General features: G+C 67.3%; 16 protein-coding genes. 2 read left to right on the top strand and 14 right to left on the bottom strand.

All coding sequences use genetic code 11. The features are described from left to right. Position 1 precedes the first annotated feature (1 nt). From E7T09_RS06290 to lysS, 5 genes are all read right to left on the bottom strand, one after another. Positions 2-943 (bottom strand): SPOR domain-containing protein, encoded by a 942-nt coding sequence (locus E7T09_RS06290; RefSeq protein ID WP_136388224.1) that lies wholly within the window; start codon positions 941-943, stop codon positions 2-4. Next, positions 940-2,565, bottom strand: a complete 1,626-nt coding sequence (locus tag E7T09_RS06285; RefSeq protein WP_240741640.1) for a lipopolysaccharide assembly protein LapB — start codon at positions 2,563-2,565, stop codon at positions 940-942. The genes E7T09_RS06290 and E7T09_RS06285 overlap by 4 nt, the downstream gene beginning before the upstream one ends. 99 nt (positions 2,566-2,664) lie before the next feature. Next, positions 2,665-3,696: a 23S rRNA (adenine(2503)-C(2))-methyltransferase RlmN gene (rlmN, locus tag E7T09_RS06280; RefSeq protein ID WP_136388222.1), complete on the bottom strand. Its 1,032-nt coding sequence runs from the start codon at positions 3,694-3,696 to the stop codon at positions 2,665-2,667. A 9-nt stretch (positions 3,697-3,705) separates the two neighbouring features. Next, the gene (locus E7T09_RS06275) at positions 3,706-4,530 is read right to left on the bottom strand and encodes a PhzF family phenazine biosynthesis protein (RefSeq protein WP_136388221.1); all 825 of its coding nucleotides are present in this window, start codon (positions 4,528-4,530) and stop codon (positions 3,706-3,708) included. A gap of 52 nt (positions 4,531-4,582) precedes the next feature. Then, positions 4,583-5,770, bottom strand: a complete 1,188-nt coding sequence (lysS, locus tag E7T09_RS06270; protein ID WP_136388220.1) for a homocitrate synthase — start codon at positions 5,768-5,770, stop codon at positions 4,583-4,585. A gap of 348 nt (positions 5,771-6,118) precedes the next feature. On the opposite strand from lysS, the gene E7T09_RS06265 reads away from it, so the two are divergent. After that, positions 6,119-6,370: a hypothetical protein gene (locus tag E7T09_RS06265; protein ID WP_136388219.1), complete on the top strand. Its 252-nt coding sequence runs from the start codon at positions 6,119-6,121 to the stop codon at positions 6,368-6,370. Positions 6,371-6,464: 94 nt separating this feature from the next. Here the strand turns inward: E7T09_RS06265 and argC are convergent, their stop codons facing one another. The 3 genes from argC to E7T09_RS06250 form a co-directional block, all read right to left on the bottom strand. Then, positions 6,465-7,514, bottom strand: a complete 1,050-nt coding sequence (argC, locus tag E7T09_RS06260) for an N-acetyl-gamma-glutamyl-phosphate reductase (RefSeq protein ID WP_136388218.1) — start codon at positions 7,512-7,514, stop codon at positions 6,465-6,467. Positions 7,515-7,626: 112 nt separating this feature from the next. After that, positions 7,627-9,942: a protein translocase subunit SecD gene (secD, locus tag E7T09_RS06255; protein ID WP_136388217.1), complete on the bottom strand. Its 2,316-nt coding sequence runs from the start codon at positions 9,940-9,942 to the stop codon at positions 7,627-7,629. Positions 9,943-10,008: 66 nt separating this feature from the next. After that, complete coding sequence (locus tag E7T09_RS06250; RefSeq protein WP_240741639.1) at positions 10,009-10,353, bottom strand: hypothetical protein; 345 nt, start codon at positions 10,351-10,353, stop codon at positions 10,009-10,011. Positions 10,354-10,645: 292 nt separating this feature from the next. Here E7T09_RS06250 and E7T09_RS06245 point away from each other — a divergent pair, with 292 nt between their 5' ends. Next, positions 10,646-11,251 (top strand): hypothetical protein, encoded by a 606-nt coding sequence (locus tag E7T09_RS06245; RefSeq protein ID WP_136388215.1) that lies wholly within the window; start codon positions 10,646-10,648, stop codon positions 11,249-11,251. A gap of 91 nt (positions 11,252-11,342) precedes the next feature. Here E7T09_RS06245 and infB read toward each other — a convergent pair whose 3' ends face one another. The 6 genes from infB to E7T09_RS06215 all read right to left on the bottom strand — a co-directional run bounded on the left by infB (position 11,343) and on the right by E7T09_RS06215 (position 16,890). Beyond that, the gene (gene infB, locus E7T09_RS06240; RefSeq protein ID WP_136388214.1) at positions 11,343-13,271 is read right to left on the bottom strand and encodes a translation initiation factor IF-2; all 1,929 of its coding nucleotides are present in this window, start codon (positions 13,269-13,271) and stop codon (positions 11,343-11,345) included. Positions 13,272-13,319: 48 nt separating this feature from the next. Then, the gene (locus tag E7T09_RS06235; protein ID WP_136388213.1) at positions 13,320-13,580 is read right to left on the bottom strand and encodes a YlxR family protein; all 261 of its coding nucleotides are present in this window, start codon (positions 13,578-13,580) and stop codon (positions 13,320-13,322) included. Positions 13,581-13,584: 4 nt separating this feature from the next. Continuing rightward, the gene (nusA, locus tag E7T09_RS06230) at positions 13,585-14,772 is read right to left on the bottom strand and encodes a transcription termination factor NusA (RefSeq protein WP_136388212.1); all 1,188 of its coding nucleotides are present in this window, start codon (positions 14,770-14,772) and stop codon (positions 13,585-13,587) included. Between the two features lie 57 nt (positions 14,773-14,829). Beyond that, the gene (gene rimP, locus E7T09_RS06225) at positions 14,830-15,294 is read right to left on the bottom strand and encodes a ribosome maturation factor RimP (RefSeq protein WP_136388211.1); all 465 of its coding nucleotides are present in this window, start codon (positions 15,292-15,294) and stop codon (positions 14,830-14,832) included. 188 nt (positions 15,295-15,482) lie between these two features. Beyond that, a complete protein-coding gene (locus E7T09_RS06220) occupies positions 15,483-16,106 on the bottom strand; it encodes a septum site-determining protein MinC (RefSeq protein ID WP_136388210.1) in 624 nt (207 codons plus the stop codon). A 118-nt stretch (positions 16,107-16,224) separates the two neighbouring features. Next, on the bottom strand, positions 16,225-16,890 hold the full coding sequence (locus E7T09_RS06215; protein WP_136388209.1) for a CsbD family protein: 666 nt from the start codon (positions 16,888-16,890) through the stop codon (positions 16,225-16,227). Positions 16,891-16,903: the final 13 nt, after the last annotated feature.

Genomic DNA, 16,903 nt, shown 5'->3' with positions numbered 1-16,903 from the left:
TTCAGCGCACCCGGAAGTGATCGAGGCCGCTGGCGCTCAGGCGGCTTTCCGTGCGGGTGACGGCGTCGCCGCTGTAGGGGCCGACCAGCACCGTGACTTTCTTGCCGTCGGGGGCGTTCACGGTGGGGGAGTAGCCCAAGTCGCGGAGCTGCTGGACGAGCTTCTGGGCGCTCGCGACGCGGTCAAAGGCCCCAACCTGAAGGTAGGTGGGGCCGCTGGGCACGGCGGGTGCTGTGGGCGTGGCGCTGGCGGTAGGAGTGGCCGTCTGAGTGCCACTGGGCGTGCTCTGGCTGAGGCTCTTGTTGCGGGGTGGGTACAGCAGGGCGCCCGGATAGGCCCGCTGGATGTCAGCGAGGGCCTGGCGTGCGGTGGCCTCGTCGGCGTAAGGGCCGACCTGCGCGACGACCTGGGAACCGAGGTCGATGGGGTAGACGGTGTAGCCCAGCACACTGACCGGTGCGGTGCCGGTGGTGGCCGCCTGGGTGCTGCTGAACGTGCCGAGTGTGATGCGGTAATCGCTGCGCAGTGGCACCCGACGCTCGCTGGCCGCAACGGCTCCACCCGATCGGGGGGTGGTGGTCGTGGCTGGGGTCGCTGTCGTGGCCGTGGTGGACGGCGTGGTGCTGTCGGGAGTCGCGGCGGGGGTGGTCGTGACGGGCTGGGTCGCCTCGACGGGAGCGGCCGCGATCGTGGGCGGTTCAGTCGTCGCGGAGGTGGACGGAACCGTGCTGGTATCCGGTGTGGTGGCGCTCGGTGCGGGGGCACTGGGGATGCTGGGCGTACCGGTGTCCGTGGTCGCCGGAGTGGTGGGGGTGACCGCCCCCGTGGCGGCGCGGTTCTCTGGACGGAACAGCAGCAGGCCGAAGCCCACCAGCAGCAGCGCGACCAGCAGGCCGATCAGCAGGTCAGGCCAGCGCCTGGCCCGTGGTGCGGGACGACTCACTTCAGCGCTCCTTCAGCCCGGAGGTTTCCCAGGGTCGCGGCGGTCTCCAGGGAGATCCGGGCGTCGTGTTCACGCTGCTGGGCGCGCTGGGCGAGACCCAGCATGAACCACGCCTCGGCGTTCTTCGCATTCTCGCTGACCAGGCCGCGCAGCACGGCCTCGGCTTCGGCGTAGCGGGCGCTGGCCAGCAGCGCCGAGGCGAGGTTCTGGCGGGCCATGGGGGTCGGGTCGAGTTTCACGCTCTCGGCCAGGGCCGTGGCGGCCGTGGCGTAATCCTTGGTGGCATAGGCGCTGAGCCCCAGCCACAGGGCCGCGTCGGCGCTCGGCGCGGTCGCCTGGCTGGCCCGCAGGGCTTTGATGGCCTGGGGGTACTGGCCCTGCTGGTAGGCGCTGATTCCCTGCACGTACTGTGCACGGGCGAGCTGGGCCCCTTCGGGCTTGAGTTTCAGGGCCGCGGCGGCGTCGGCGGCCGCGTCGACCGGCTGGTTCAACGTGAGGCGCACGCCTGCCAGAGCCACGCGATACATGGCGTTCTGAGGGGCAAGCTTCGTGGCGTTCAGGTAGGCGGTCAACGCTCCGGGCCGATCGCCCCTGGCCGCGCGGAGTTCGCCCAGGCGGGCGAAGGCGGCGGCGTTGCGGCCATTTTCTCGCGTGGCGTTCTGCGCGGACATGACGGCGTTGTACGTGTCGCCACTGGCCGCCAGCAGGTTCGCCTTGCGCAGCAGCAGGTCGCTGCGATCCGTGCCGACGGTCACGCGGGTCAGGGCGGCGTTCAGTTCCCGCATGGCCCGATCCGGCAGCCCCTGGGCCACGTAGATGTCCACGAGCAGCAGGGCCGCGTCTGCACGGGCGGGAGCCTGTTTGAGCAGGGCGTACACGCCGGGGAGCGCGGCCGCGCCCTGTCCGGACAGCGTGCGCGCCTGGGCCAGACGGTACTGCGCGTCCTGGTTGGTGGGGTCGAGGGCGACCGTGGCGGCCAGCGTCGCGCTCAGCGCCGTGAAGTCCGCCTTGCGGGTCTGCTCGGTCGCCAGGGCGTCAAGTACCTGCCGCTGGGCGGTGGGCGTGGCCTTTCCGACCATCAGGGTCGCCGCCTCGCCATAGAGCTTGAGGGCGTCGTCGTAGCGGCCGGCGCGGGTGGCGATCACGCCCAGGTTGTACGGTCCCTCGAAGCGGTCCGGTGCGAGGGCCACGAACTGCCCGAGCTCAAAGGACGCGCCCTTGTCGTCCTTCTGCGCGAGCAGCGTGAGGGCCAGCCCGAAATGCGGCTCCGGGTTGGTGTAATTCGCGGCGACCAGCGCCTCGAACTGCCGGCGGGCCTGGACATACTGTCCGGCCTGGAACGCCAGTTGGGCCGTTCCCAACTGCCGCTGCTGCCCGGCCGTGAGGGGCGTGACGGTCACGGCCGGCACAGCCGGGCTGGTAGCGGCGCTGCCAGTGGAGTCCGTGGCCGGTGCGGGCGTGCCAGGGATAGCGGGCACCTTCAGGGTGGTGCTGGCATCGGCGGAGTTGAGGGTGTTCTGAACGCTGGTGGTCGTCACCGTCTCCACCAGGGTCTGGGCGGAGGCGGGCACGGCGAGGGCCAGCATCAGGCCGGTCAGTACATAGCGGGTCGGTTGCGTCACCTGAAAGCCTCCTGGGGTGCGGAAACGCGTACAGCGTAGCATTTAGCTCTTGCTGAACCCTTACTCATCTGTCACAACGTGCCTGCACGGCACCAGACCTCAGGCGCTGCCGGCCACAGCTCCCGGTCGTTTCAGGGCCAGCTGACCGCAGGCCGCGCCCGCATCCTTCCCGCGCGAGCGTCGCACGCTGACATCGATCCCGCGTGCTTCCAGGGCGTCGTAGAACGCCTGGATCTGCTCCTCGCTGCTCGACTCGAAGCCTGAGCCGTCCCACGGGTTCATGGGAATCAGGTTGACGTGACTGACCAGGCCCCGCAGCAGTCCGGCCAATTCCTCGGCCTGCCACAGATGGTCGTTCACGCCGCGCAGCATGGCGTACTCGAAGGTCACGCGCCGTCCGGTGGCCGCCTGGTACTCGCGGGCGGCGTCCATGATCTCCGCCACCGAGTTGCGGTGCCCGGTGGGAATGATGGTGTTGCGCGTGGTGTCGTCCGGGGCGTGCAGGCTGATCGCCAGCTTGATGCCCAGGTCGTCCTCGGCGGCCAGTTGCCGGATGCCCTTGGGAAGGCCCACCGTGGAGAGGGTCACGCGGCGTTTGCTCATGCCCAGCGCCAGCGGGTGCAGCAGGATGCGGGCCGCCATCATGGTGTTGGCGTAGTTCAGCAGCGGTTCGCCCATGCCCATGAACACCAGGTTCCGCAGCTCGCGTGGTTCCAGGCCCTCGCCGCCCGCCACGGCCAGAATCTGACCGACGATCTCGCCCGGCGTCAGGTTGCGGCCGAAGCCCATGGCACCCGTCGCGCAGAACGCGCATTTGGCGGGACAGCCGACCATCGTCGACACGCAGATGGTGCGGCGATCCAGGTAAGGCATGTACACCGCCTCCATCTGGCGGCCATCATGCAGGGTAAACAGGTACTTGACCGAGCCGTCGGTACTGCGCACCGTCTCGATCTCGCGGTAGGGATTCAGCTGGTACGTCGAGGCCAGTTCCGCCCGGAGGTCGGTGGGCAGGTTGGTCATGGCGTCGAACGAGCCCGCGCCCTGCACGTACACCCATTCCAGCAGCTGCCGCCGTCGGAAACCCTCCAGGGGGTAGGCGTCGGGGTGCAGGTCGAGAAGAAGCTCCATCCGTGCAGTCTAGTCGTCGCTGACGGACGAAACCGTGGGCTGCGGCCAGGCGGTCGCGCGGCCCCCCACCCAGACCTCCACGCCGTCTCTGGTCACGTCGAACTGCACGGTCAGCCGCGACGGAGCGCCGGGCATCCGCTGGGCGGCCGTGAGCAGGTTCGTGTCAGTCGGAAGGTGCCCGATGCGGCCCAGCACACCCACCAGACAGGCGAGCATGTTGCTGCTCGCGGCATCCTCCACAAAGCCCTTCAGCGGCCCGAAGGCCCGGAAACTCACGTCCGCGCGGTTCGGGCCGCCCGGCGTGAACACGATCAGCCCGGTCGTGCCCGTCGCGCGGTTCAGGGCCGAGATGGCGTCGGCGTCCGGGGTGTAGGCGTCCAGCGCCGCCAGATCGGTCACCTCGACCACCAGATTCGGGCGTTCCGTGCGCGCCGTCCACATGGGCCGGCCAGCCAACCCGATGGGGGAGAGGTCAGCAGCCACGTCCTCGACCGTGACCACGCCCTGTCGCAGCAGCCACTCGCCGCCGCACAGCTGGGCACTGAACGTCTCGCCGCCCATCTCGACCTGCATCAGATCGGAGACCGACTGCGTGGAGGACAGCCACGTCAGGGCCGCGACCGCCGCGCTGTCCGAACTGCGCTTCTCACGAACCGGGGTGTACACCCGCAGCTGTAGGGTACCCACATCCGCGCCTTCCACAAAGACGCTCAGAGGTTCGCCCAGGGCGGCCCGCTGTTGAAGATCACCCGCCGCATCGGCGAAGACGGCCACGCGCTTGCCGCCATGGTCGGCGCTGGGAAAGGTGCGGTACACGGCCATATCACTCGTCATGAGGGTTCATTCCAGCACACGGCCCGCCTATGCGAAGGGGCCCTGTCCACGCTCAGGCGCTGACCCACTCGCGCAGCACCTGTTCCAGGTGGGCGTCGTCCAGCTCGTCCTGCTCGGCCAGCGCCTTGATGTGGTCGGTCACGCGGCGCAGGGCGTCCTCGCCGTAGTGCAGGCCCAGTTCACGGGCCTTGTAGGCGATGGCGTGCTTGCCCGTGACCTTGCTGCCCGCCTGGATGCGCCGGCCCACGCCGAAGGCACCGGGCGGAATGGCCTCGTACGCGCCGGGATTCAGGTAGATGGCCTTGAGGTGCATGCCGGCCTTGTGGTTGTAGGCGAACTCGCCGGTCAGGTAGTTGTTCCATGGAATCGGCAGGCCGACCATGCGCGCGATCATGGCGTCCAGTTCCGGCAGGAGTTCCAGGTTGTACTTCTCGCTCAGGCCCTGCGGATCGAAGGTGAACATGCGGGCCAGGAAGCCGCCCAGCGGCGTGATGCCGTTGCGCTCCCCGATGCCCAGGATGGTCGTGTCGATGTGGGTCGCCCCGGCCTCGATGGCCTCATAGGCGTTGCTGACCGCGCAGCCCGTGTCGTTGTGACCGTGGAATTCGATGCCGCACTCGGCGTGGATGACCTTACGCACCTCGCGCACCAGCGTGTACACCTGCCGGGGCGTGGCGACGCCCACGGTGTCGGCCAGCCCCACCCGGTTCACGCCCAGGTCGGACACGGCCCGGTACACGGCCATCAGGTCTGCCTCCTCGCTGCGGAAGGTGTCCTCAGCGCTGAAGCGGATCTGGAGCTGCGGGTGGTTGTCCTTGATCCATCCGATCACCTTCTGCGCCGAGGCGATGATCCCGGCGATGTCCTTGCCATGCGAGAATTCGCGCAGGAACGAACTGGTGCCGAACAGCAGATCCAGCCCGTGCACACCGGTGTCCACGGCCCGCTGCACGTCCTCCATGTGACAGCGCACATGCGTCAGAAACTTCGACTTTAGGCCCAGCGACGTCAGCTTGATGATGTCCGCGTGCGTCTGCTCGCTGACCATCGGCGTGGTGACCTCGATGAACTCGGCTCCGAATGCGTCGAGCGCACGGGCAATTTCGATCTTGTCGCCCGATTTGAAGTTCCCCTTGGCAAACTGCTCGCCTTCCCGCAGGGTGGAATCGATGATCGCCCACGAGCGCGCGGGAATCAGCGGGACGTAATTGACGGGAGCTTCTGGAAGTTCTGGGGTCATAGATGCCTCGTTGCGGGGTATTCTGGCGTTACGCTTGATGAATGTCAAGAAAATCTGCTTGATAGTTTTCGAATGATAATACTGATTGCGGTGCCTGGCCGTTGTCCATGTCTGCCCCGTTCACCCAACAGAGAGGCGGAGATTGAGATCGTTTGGCCAGCACCGGCCCGACGGAACTCGGAGCGATGAGTGTGTTCAGACGTAGGTTTACGCTGCCAGGGTCACCGTCCCCTCCGCCGACGCCGCTTAGACCTTGTTGGCCACCGAATCGAGCGGAACGGGTTCCATGATCTGCAACCGCACCTCAAGTCCACCTTCAGGACGGTTGACGCCGGGCAGGTGCTGGCAATGTTCGGCGTCTTCCCCATTACCACTTGGACGTACACCACCGGCAGCGTCGCGGTGAATCACCTGAATCCGATGACCCAGGACTTCCATGCGGGCTTCGGACTTGGCGGTGGGGACCATCAGCACATTGCGGTCGCCGACGAAGGTGGATTCGCACTGGCTGCGATACAGCGTCTGAATATCCAGAACCCGCGGCTAGACAAGCAGAACAGGACGGTGAAGGTCCAGCTGTCCGTCCTAGAGAAACGCTGATCCGCCGGTTGTCGATTGACTGGAGCAACGGGCCTATTCCGCGGCCCCGGCGTTGATGCTGGGCTCTGGCTGGGGATGCCCGCCGGATCCTGTGTCAGGCCGGGTGCAATCCCGCGAAGTCCAGTCCGGTAGTCTCGGCCCAGCCCTGGCTGATGTTCAGGCTCTGGATGGCGTGCCCGGCCGTTCCCTTCACGAGGTTGTCGATGGCCGACATGAGCACCACGCGCCCGGTGTCCTGATCCATCTCGAAACCAATGTCGCAGTAGTTCGTGCCGTCGAGCAGCATGGGATCGGGATAGCGGTGGAGCCCCCGTGCCACCTTCACGATGCGGATGAACGGCTCCTGGCCGTAGACCTCGCGGTACGCGCTCCACACGTCCTTGTCGCTCCAGCCGTCCGGCACCCACGCCTGTACGGTGGTCAGGATGCCCCGCACGCGCGGCGTGCTGATGGCGGTCAGGTGAATGGGGAAGTTGCCCGGGAGTTCCTGCCGCGCTTCGGCGGTGTGCCGGTGCCCGACGGGCTTGTACACGCGCAGGCTCCCAGCCCGCTCCGGGTGGTGGGAACTGTCGGATGCGCTTGCCCCGGCGGCGGAACTGCCCACCAGCCCGGTGGCCGTGATGTCTTTAGGGAGCAGCACGCCCAGCTTCAGCAGCGGGTACAGCGCCAGGATGACCGACGTGGCGAAACATCCGGCGCAGGCGATGCGGGTCGCGCCGACAAGTTCCTCGCGGTGCAGTTCGGGATTGCCGTACACCCAGTCCGGCAGTTGTTCCGGGGTCGGGTGATCCTCGCCGTAGGTGGCCCGGTACACGGCGGGGTCTTTGAGCCGGAAGTCGGCGGACAGATCGACCAGAATCCGGCCCTTGGCTTCGAACTCGGCGATGCGTTTGGCCGCGCTGCCATGTGGCAGGGCCAGCACAATCACGTCGGCGGGCTCCAGGTCGGCGGCCTTTCTGAATTTCAGGTTGGTGCGGCCCCGCAGGTTGGGGTGCACTAGGCTGACAGGCGTGCCGGCGCTGCGTTCGCTGGTCACCTGTGTGACGGTAAGGTGCGGGTGGTTCAGGGCGAGGCGCAGGAGTTCCCCGCCCGCGTAGCCGCTGCCGCCGACGATGGCGACGCTGAGTGGTTCCGGTGCTGTCATGGCGGGCAGGATAGCGTGCCCATAGTACTAACCAAGTGATATGTCTATGACCCCATTATGTATCAATTGAAAAGCCCGCCCCCAGTGGGAGGCGGACGGGGAGATTCAGGGCTCAGGCCTTCGCGGGCTGGCCTCCGGCCTTGCGTTTGCGGTTCCATTCCTCGAAGTACACGACCAGCGGGGCCACGATGAAGATCGACGAATACGTCCCGATGAGGATGCCCACCAGCAGGATCAAGCTGAAGTCGCGGAGCACCGGGCCGCCGAAGATCAGCAGGCTCACCAGCGGCAGCATGGTGCTCACGGATGTCATGATCGTGCGCGACAGCGTCTGGTTGATGCTGGTGTTCACGATCTCGCGGTAGCTCTTGCCGCGCATCTCCTTGATGTTCTCGCGGATCCTGTCCGAGACGATGATCGAGTCGTTCAGCGAATAGCCGATCAGGGTCAGCACGGCGGCCACGGTCGCGATCGTGAATTCTAGGCCCAGCAGCGAGTACAGACCCATCACGATCCCCACGTCGTGCACCACGGCCACGATGGATCCCAGCCCCATGATGAAATCGAAGCGGAAGCCGACGTAGATCAGGATCAGCGTCATGCCCAGCAGCACGGCCTTGATGGTCTTGTCCGTCAGTTCCTTGCCGACCGTGGGGCCGACCGTGGCGGTCGCCTGCACCTGACCGCCCGGCAGTTTGGTCACCGCGCTGCTCAGGGTGGCGATCTGCGCCGTGGTCAGTTCGGGTACCTTGATGTTGTACTGCGCGCCGCCCTGGCCGGGCGTGATGTCACGCTGGATGGTCGCACTCTGGGCCGTGACGTTGTTCACGCCCGCCCCCGCGACGGCCGAGCGCACCTGTTCCGTGGTGGTGCTGGCGGACGTTCTCACGGTCAGGGTCGTGCCGGACGTGAAGTCCACGCCGTAGTTCAGGTTCCGGGTGCCCAGGATCGCCAGGCCGGCCACGGCCAGCAGCACGCTGACGGTCGTCACGATCGGGGCCGCCTTGATGAAGTCGATGTTCGTGTGCTTGATCCAGTTCGGCGCGCTCATGTTGGAGCGGCGCTGCGCGAGCCAGCCCATGAACCACTTCGCAAACACCAGGTTCGAGAAGGTGCTGGCGATCACGCCGATCATCAGGGTCACGGCGAAGCCCTTCACCGGACCGGTCGAGTAGTTGTACAGCGCCAGCGCCGACAGGAGGTGCGAGGCGTTCACGTCCAGAATTGCCGCCGTGGAGTGCTGGTACCCGGCATTGATGGCGTTCTTGATGCCCTTGCCCTTGTTCAGCTCCTCCTTGATGCGCTCGAAGGAGATCACGTTGCCGTCGACCGCCGCCCCGATGGTCAGCACCAGGCCCGCTATCCCCGGCAGGGTCAGGGTGGATCCGAAGCCCGCCAGCATCCCCAGAATGACGATGCTGGAGAACACCAGACCTAGCGCGCCGACCAGTCCGAACCACAGTCCGTAGTAGAAGAACAGCATCAGGAAGACCAGCCCGATCCCGACCAGCGCGGCAATCGCCCCGCTGCGGATGGCGTCGGCGCCCAGCGTCGGCCCGATGGCCTGCTCGGCTTCTGTCTTGATCTTGATCGGCAGCGCGCCGGACTTCAGCACCAGCGCGAGCTGGTTGGCTTCCTCGGCGCTGAACGACCCAGTGATCTGCACGTCACGGAAGAGCTTCTGCTGAATCGTGGCCACGCTCTGGATCTGGTCGTCGAGCACCACGGCCATCAGCTTCCCGACGTTCTTCCCGGTGAAGTCGCCGAAGGTCGCCGCACCCTTGTCGGTGTTCGTGAAGGTCACCACCCAGCTGCCGGTGCGCTGATCCGTGGCGGCCTGGGCGTTGGCGATCACCTCACCCGTCGCCTCGACCGGGCCGAGCTGCGCGAGCGTGTACCCGCCCGTCTCGGGTTTGTTGGTTCGGAGCGTCGCGTCCGGTTGGGCATTCGCCTGCACAATGCGGAATTCCAGGCGCGCGGTGCGCTGGATGATCTCGCGGGCGCGCTGCTGCACGGCGGGCGTGGCCCCAGGAATTTCCACGACGACGCGCCGTCCGCCCGCCACGGTCACGGTCGGTTCCGCCACGCCCAGCGCGTTGATGCGGTTCTCGATCACGGTCTTCACGCGGTCGAGTTCGTCCTTGGTGGCGCTTCCGGATTCAGGCGCCAGCTCGATCCGCAGGCCGCCCTTGAGGTCCAGGCCCAGGGTCACGAACTCGTACTTGCCGGGATTCCAGATCGTCCAGATGTTGTCGCGGTGCTCCCACGGCCGCCAGATGTACGCCAGGCTGGCGAGCAGCGTGAGGAGCAGCAGGATCGGCACCCAGCGCGACGACGAACTGCTGCCGGACGGCGTGCGCCGGGGTGGAGGTGGACGGCGGTCGTTGCCGCCACGGTTGCGGGCTGAGTTCTTGTTGCCGTAGGTCACGGGTGGGTCTCCTGATCGGTGAAGCGCTGAAGCGGGTGGTTATTCGCAGAACGTCAGGTGTCGCGCTCACCCACCGTCGGTCTGTCGCCGTCCGAGTGCGGTCAGCTCGGGCCGACGCACCGGAACGTCCCACGTCCACGCCGTCCTCTCGGCCAGCAGCACTGGACGCTGTGCCCACGGCGGCAGTGGTGCAGGGGGCGCGAGCAGCGGTACTCCTGGACTCGGCTGTGGTGCCGGACGCAGTTCCGGGAGCAGCGGCGTCACATTCCCGGCACTCAGGCGTGGCGTCTGTTCCGGCACGCGGGCGGGTGTTCCCAGCACGACCGCCATGACCGACAACAGGGTCAACAGCCCCGGCCAGGCCGCCACGCGCGCCTGCCAGATCTGCGGAATGAACACCGGTCGTCTCAAAGCGCCACAGCATAGCAGACCCATCCTGAATCCCCTGGATCACGAATCCAGCCGCGGTCTGGACGGAGCCGACATACACGGCGTTGCGGCAGCGTGAGGACGCCTGAACCCGCTATGGGACGCCTCGCCAGCTCCGTTCCCCACGGTCGGCGGTGACATGAATCCGTCTGGACGATCCGGCGTTCAGCGGCCGTTCAGGTGCATTAGCTCAGCGCTAACCACCCCCGCGCACCCTTGCGGTGTGGACAGGGACTGGAACCCCCGCCACCCGAACCTCCAAGGAGAGTGACCTGTGAACGAGAACAAGACCCCCACCCCCCAGCCCGAGACCGTCACCGCCCGCAAGACCAGCCGCCTGCCGCTGATCGCCTTCGCCACCCTGCCCCTCACGGTCGGTCTGGTGCTCGCCCAGCAGGGCACCACCACGGCGCCCAGCACGACCACCACGCCGGACGTGACGGCGCAGGCGCAGCGCGTGCAGCCGGTGCAGCCCGGTCAGCGGCCCAGTCCGTCCGATACCACGCCGGCCCTTCCGGGTCAACTGCCGCAGCGGCAGACGAGTGGCACGAACTACGGCGACGTGTTCCTCCAGAAACTCGCCGCGCAGCTCGGCATTTCCGTGACCAAACTCAAGAGTGCGGCCATCGCCGCCGGCAGCGCCACCATCGACCAGGGCGTGAAGGCCGGAGACTTCCCCAGTGATCGCGCCGCCATGATGAAGCAGGGCCTGCAGCAGAATCCCTTCGCCATCGCTGGCGGACGGGGCGGCCCCGGTGGCCCGGGCAGGCACGGCCCCGGCGGCCCCGATGACAACGGCCCCGGTGGCCAGGGTGGCCCCGCCGGACAGACGACCCCCACCGCGCCGTCCAGCACCGGCACGGGCACCAGCGGCACCTGAGCAAGGGCTCCACTGAGCACGCACACAGCAAAGCGACCGGACAGTTCAAGTCCGGTCGCTTCCGTGTGGGTACAGCTTTGTGTGGTACAGCTCAGGCCTGCGTGACCTCGACCATCTCGCTGGCCTCGATGATGTCGCCTTCCATCACGTCGTCCCAGTCGAGGTTGATCCCGCACTCGTAGCCGGTCTGCACCTCGCGGACATCGTCCTTGAAGCGCTTGAGGCCCACAATGGTGCCCTCGTACACGACCTGCCGGCCACGCGTGACTTTGGCCTTCGCGTTGCGCTTGAGGCTGCCGTCCGTGACGTACGAGCCGGCGATATTCCCGCTGCGGGGGTGCTTGATGATCATGCGGACTTCCGCGCGGCCCAGGTACTTCTCCTCGAAGACAGGATCCACCGTGCCCTTGATCAGGCGGTCGACCTCGTCGATCAGTTCGTAGATGATGCGGTAGGACTTGATCTCCACGCCCTTGCTGTCCGCGATCTTCTTCACGCCGCCCGCCGGAGTCACGCTGAAGCACAGGATGGTGGCCTCGGCGGTGCTCGCGAGCAGCACGTCGGCCTCGCTGGGCGATCCGATCCCGGCGAACATCACGTTGATCTTCACGTCGTCGCTTTCCTTGCGGGCCAGGATGCCCTGCAGGGCCTCGACGCTGCCCTGTGTGTCGGCGCGCACGATCAGGTTCACGGTGCGCACCGAACCGATCGGCCCCATCATCTCTTCCAGGGTCAGGCGGTTGCGGACGCGGGCGTTTTCGGTGTCGTGGCGGTCTCTGGCGCGAGCCTCGACGATCTCACGGGCGGCGTGCTCGTTCTTGGCCGAGACGACCTTCTCGCCGCTTTCGGGCACGTCGCTGAAGCCCAGCACCTGCACGGGCGTGCTCGGGCCAGCCTCCTTGATGCGGCCGCCGTTGCTGTCGCTCATGGCCTTGATCTTGCCGTAGCGCTCGCCGACCACCAGGAAATCCCCGATGTGCAGCGTGCCTTCCTGCACCATGACGGTCGCCAGGACGCCCGCCTGCTTGTCGACCTTGCCCTCGATGACCACGCCCGCGAACTCGCCCTGCGGATCGGCGCGCAGGTCTTCGAGTTCGGCGGTCAGCGAGATGTACTCCAGCAGGTCTTCGACGCCCTCGCCCGAACGGGCGCTGACGGGCACGACGACCAGGTCGCCGCCGTACTCTTCCGGCACCAGGTTCAGCTGCGTAAGATCCGTCTTGACGCGTTCCGGATCGGCCTGTGCGAGGTCGATCTTGTTGATCGCGATGATCATCGGCACCTTCGCGGCCTGCGCGTGGGCGATGGCCTCGCGCGTCTGCGGCATCAGCGAGTCGTCGGCGGCGATCACGATGATCGCGATGTCGGCCACGTTCGCGCCGCGCGCCCGGATGGTCGTGAACGCTTCGTGTCCGGGCGTGTCGATGAACACGATGCGGCCCTTGCTGGTCTGCGCCTCGAAGGCCCCGACGTGCTGCGTGATGCCGCCCGCTTCCTTCGCGGCGACCTTGGTCTTGCGGATGTAGTCCAGCAGGCTGGTCTTGCCGTGGTCGACGTGTCCCATGATGGTCACGACCGGCGCACGGTGCGGCACTTCACGCTCGGCAGGTGCGGCCGGACGTTCCTCGACCTGGGTGGCCGACGCGGCCGGGCTGACGGGCTGGGCGGCCACGGGGGCCGGGGTGGGGGTTGGGTTCACGGGACGACCCTCGCTGGACATCTGACCGGGCGCAGGCTCCGGCGTGGGAGCGGCCGTCGGGGCCGGGGTGGGGGAGACCGGCTCGGACGTGGTCGCCTCGGCCGCCTGGGTGACCGACTCGGGTGCCGGGTCACTCACCTGACCGCCGGTGGCGTCATTCCCTTCTTCCGCCAGGATCTGCTTGATGAGTTCGACGGTGTCTTCCTCGATGGTCGAGCTGACGCTCTTGTACTGCACGCCGAGCCCGTCGAGGATTTCGAGCATTCGGTGGTTCTCCACGCCCACTTCCTTGGCGAGAGTATAGATTCGGATTTTCGACATGCTCACCTCCGGTGAGTTCCGCGCCCCCTGGGGCAGCGCGGCCTGAAATTAATCGCTGGAGTTCAGCCGCGCGCTTAGGTCGGGCGCCTGCGCGCCGAACGCCCGGCGCAGCCGCTTGTCCTGCCAGCACGCGGGCGAGTCCGCGCACACGTACGCGCCCCGTCCCGTGCGGTGTCCGGCCACCAGTGTCCACTCCCCGTCCACGCGGCTTACGCGGCGGAACTCTGTCTGGGGCCGTTTGCGGCGGCACGCCACGCAGGTGCGTTCCGGCACATGCCGGGACACCGGGAAGGGATTCGGGCCGGTCACGCACTTACTCCTGCGTGTCGTCCGGGCTGGCGGTCGCGACCGACTTGCTGTCCTTGAACAGCGCGTCGAACGCGGACTTGGCGGCGTCACCGTCGTCACGGCTGCCCTGCTCGTCCTGCAGCGCCTGCTGCATGGCGCTGTCCAAGTCGCTGATCGCGGCCGTCTCGCGCAGGTCGATCTTGAAGCCGGTCAGCTTGGCGGCCAGGCGGACGTTCTGCCCGCCCTTCCCGATGGCCAGCGACAGCTGATCCGGCGTGACCGTCACGGTCGCCTCGCGGCGATCCACGTGCACGTCGATCAGCCCCACCTTGGCGGGCGACAGGGCGTTGCGGATGAAGTCGCGGGTGTTGCCGTCCCACAGGATCACGTCCACGCGCTCGCGGCCCAGTTCGCCGGTCACGGCCTGGATGCGGTTGCCGCGGTGCCCGATGCACGCGCCGATCGGATCGACGTTGCTGTTGTGGGAGAACACCGCGACCTTGCTGCGCTGCCCGGCTTCCCGCGCGATCGCCTTGACCTCCACGATGCCGTTGGCGACTTCGGGAATCTCCTGGCGCAGCAGGTAGTCCAGCAGGCGCTCGTCGGCGCGGCTGGCCAGGATGGTCGGCCCCTTGGGCGTCTTGCGGACTTCTTTGAGGTAGATCTTCACGCGGTTGCCCGGCGTGAGCTTCTCGCCGGGAATCTGCTCGCGGGGCGGCAGGATCGCCTCACCCGCGCCGAGTTCCACGAACCAGTTGCCCTTGTTGTCGCTGCGGACGACTTGCGCGGTGAGCACCTGGCCCTCACGGTCCTTGTACTCGTTGAAGACCACGTTGCGTTCGGTCTCGCGCATCTTCTGCGTCAGGGTCTGCTTCGCGGCCTGCAGGGCGATGCGGGAGAACTTCTCCTTCTCGACCGGGAACTCCATCTCCATGCCAAGTTCCACGCCGGAGTCCAGTTCCAGCGCGTCGGCCAGCGAGATCTGCAAGTTCTCGTCCTCGACCTTCTCCACGACCTCGCGCACGACCAGCACTTCCAGTTCGCCGCTCTGCGGATCCAGGTGCACTTCGATCCGGCGGTCCGGCTCGACGTTGCGCGTGTACGCCTGCGCCAGCGACTGCTCGAAGGCCTCGATCAGCTGGAGTTCGTTGATGTTGCGGGCCTGCGCCACCTCGCGCAGGGCGTCCGCAAAATTGAATTCTGGTTGGGTCATCTCACTCTTCCTTCCGGCCACTGTGCCGGCGTGTGGGAACGGTGCCTGGGGCCGCGCTCAGCGGTGCCGATCCGGGAATTCCGCCAGGTTCGCCTGGAAGGTGCCCGCTCCCAGGGTGACGTCCTCCCCGTTCACGTCGAAGGTCACCTGATCCCCGTGAATTCCCTTGATCGGGGCCGTGAAGGCGCGGCCGTCGGCCCTCACGCGGGCTTTGAGGCCCAGCATGCGCTCGAAATGCCGGGCGCGCAGCAGCGGGCGCTTCGAGCCGGGCGACTCGAACTCCAGCCGGTACTCGCCGGGAATCGGATCCAGGCGGTCGAATTCGGCGTCCGCCGCGCGGCTGGCGGTGGTCAGGTCGGCCATGGTCACGGGCTGTTCGTCCAGCCGGTCGATGCGCACCAGCACGATGCGTTCGCCGCCGGCCATCTGTTGCTGGACTTCCAGCACCTCAAAGCCGAGCGGTTCCACGGCCGCCCGGGCAATGTCCTGTAGTGTTGAGTTGTCGGCTTGGTTGTTATTCATATTGTGTCGGCCCCATGCTGGCGGCCCGGAAACCACCCCCTTCACGAAAAAAGGTGGGTCAGCCCCACCCCTCGTCCGAGGAATCCAGGCGCCAGTATACCGCACCGCCTAGAACCTGCGCCGGCCATGGTCACACTCGCGCCGCCCAGTGATGCCATTGGCGGCTTGGCGACCGCTGGAAGACCCTGCTACTTCTGGACGTCGATCACGATCTGCCCGCCCTGCAAGCGGGCCAGTTCCGCGACGGGCGTGGCGTCGCGGCGCTGCATGTTGCTCAGGCTGCTGCCCTCGGGCGCGCGGGCCACGGCGTCCCCGATGCGGATCTGGGTGCTGGCGATGGGCCGCGCCCACACGATGGCGTCCGCGTACCCGCCCTGACCCGCGTGGGCAATGCCGCGCAGCGCCCCGATCACGATCACGTCCCCGCCGGCGATGATCTCTGCGCCAGGATTCACGTCGCCCAGCACGATCACGCTGCCCTTGTACTCGCGGCGGTTCCCGGCCCGGACGCTGCCCGGCACGATCACGGTGCGGGCACTGTCCAGCGGGCTGGGCAGCGGTTCGGAGGGTGCGCTGGCGGGGGCATTCACCGTGACCCTCGGCGCCCGCACCCGTCCCGGCATCCCGCCAGCCTCCCGGATGGCGCTCAGGGCGGCCTCCAGCGCGCCAGGATCGGCATCCCCGGCGATCTCGATCGTCACGGACGCGCCCGTCACTTCCTCCCGGCCGCGCAGGGCCTCGCCGACACTCTGGGCGGTGTCGCCGGGTTCCAGCAGCAGGTTCAGTCCGCCCAGGGTACCGCGCAGCTTCATGACGTCAATCTAGCGTTGCGGCCTTCCATCCTGCGCCTGTCTGCCCCCTGAAGGGTGGACATGACCGCACCACGACAACAGGCACCCGCCGAGGGGTGCCTGTGTGGCCTCGAGACACTCAGGCGCGGCGTTCGGCGTCGCGTTTCGCTTTGGCGGCCGCGTCGGCCACGTCGTTCACGGCCTTACTGGCCTTGTCTCCAGCACTCTGCGCGGCGCCCTGCACGTCATCCTTGGCCTTCGCGGCGCTCTGCTCCATGTTGGACTTCACGTCCTTGGCTGCGTCGCGGGCGCTCGCGGCGAGGTTCTTCGTGCTGTCCGCCGCCTTCCCGGCCACGTCCTTGGCACTGTCCTTGGCGCCTTCCGCCGCGTCCTTGGCTTGACCGGCCACGTCCTGCGCCTTGTCCTTCACCGTGTCGGCGGTTCCAGCCACGGCGTCACGGGCGCTGTCCGCCGCCTTGCTCACCGCGTCTTTCACGTCACCCGCAACTTCCTTGGCCTTGTCCACAGCGGCCCCAGCCCCACTGGCGGCGGCGTCCTTGACGTCGCCCGCCTTGTCGGCGATTACAGCGCCAGCGCTGGCCGCCGCGTCCTTGGTCTTCTCCCAGCTCTTCGTGACGCTCTGGCCCACATCCTGGGCGGCGTCCTTGAGGCCCAGTTCGGACAGCTTGGCGTCCAGCGCCCGGCGGTTCTGTTCGCGGCTGAAGTAGTACGCGCCCGCGCCGATCAGGGCGCCCAGCAGCAGCAGACGCTTCAGGGGAAAATGGGATCCGTTACGATTCGACATGAGAATCAGCCTA

It is taken from the genome of Deinococcus sp. KSM4-11 (assembly GCF_004801415.1).
In the GTDB taxonomy this organism is placed as follows: Bacteria; Deinococcota; Deinococci; order Deinococcales; family Deinococcaceae; genus Deinococcus.
The sequence above is the reverse complement of the archived record's forward strand: the minus strand, read 5'-3'. Positions and strand labels throughout refer to the sequence as shown.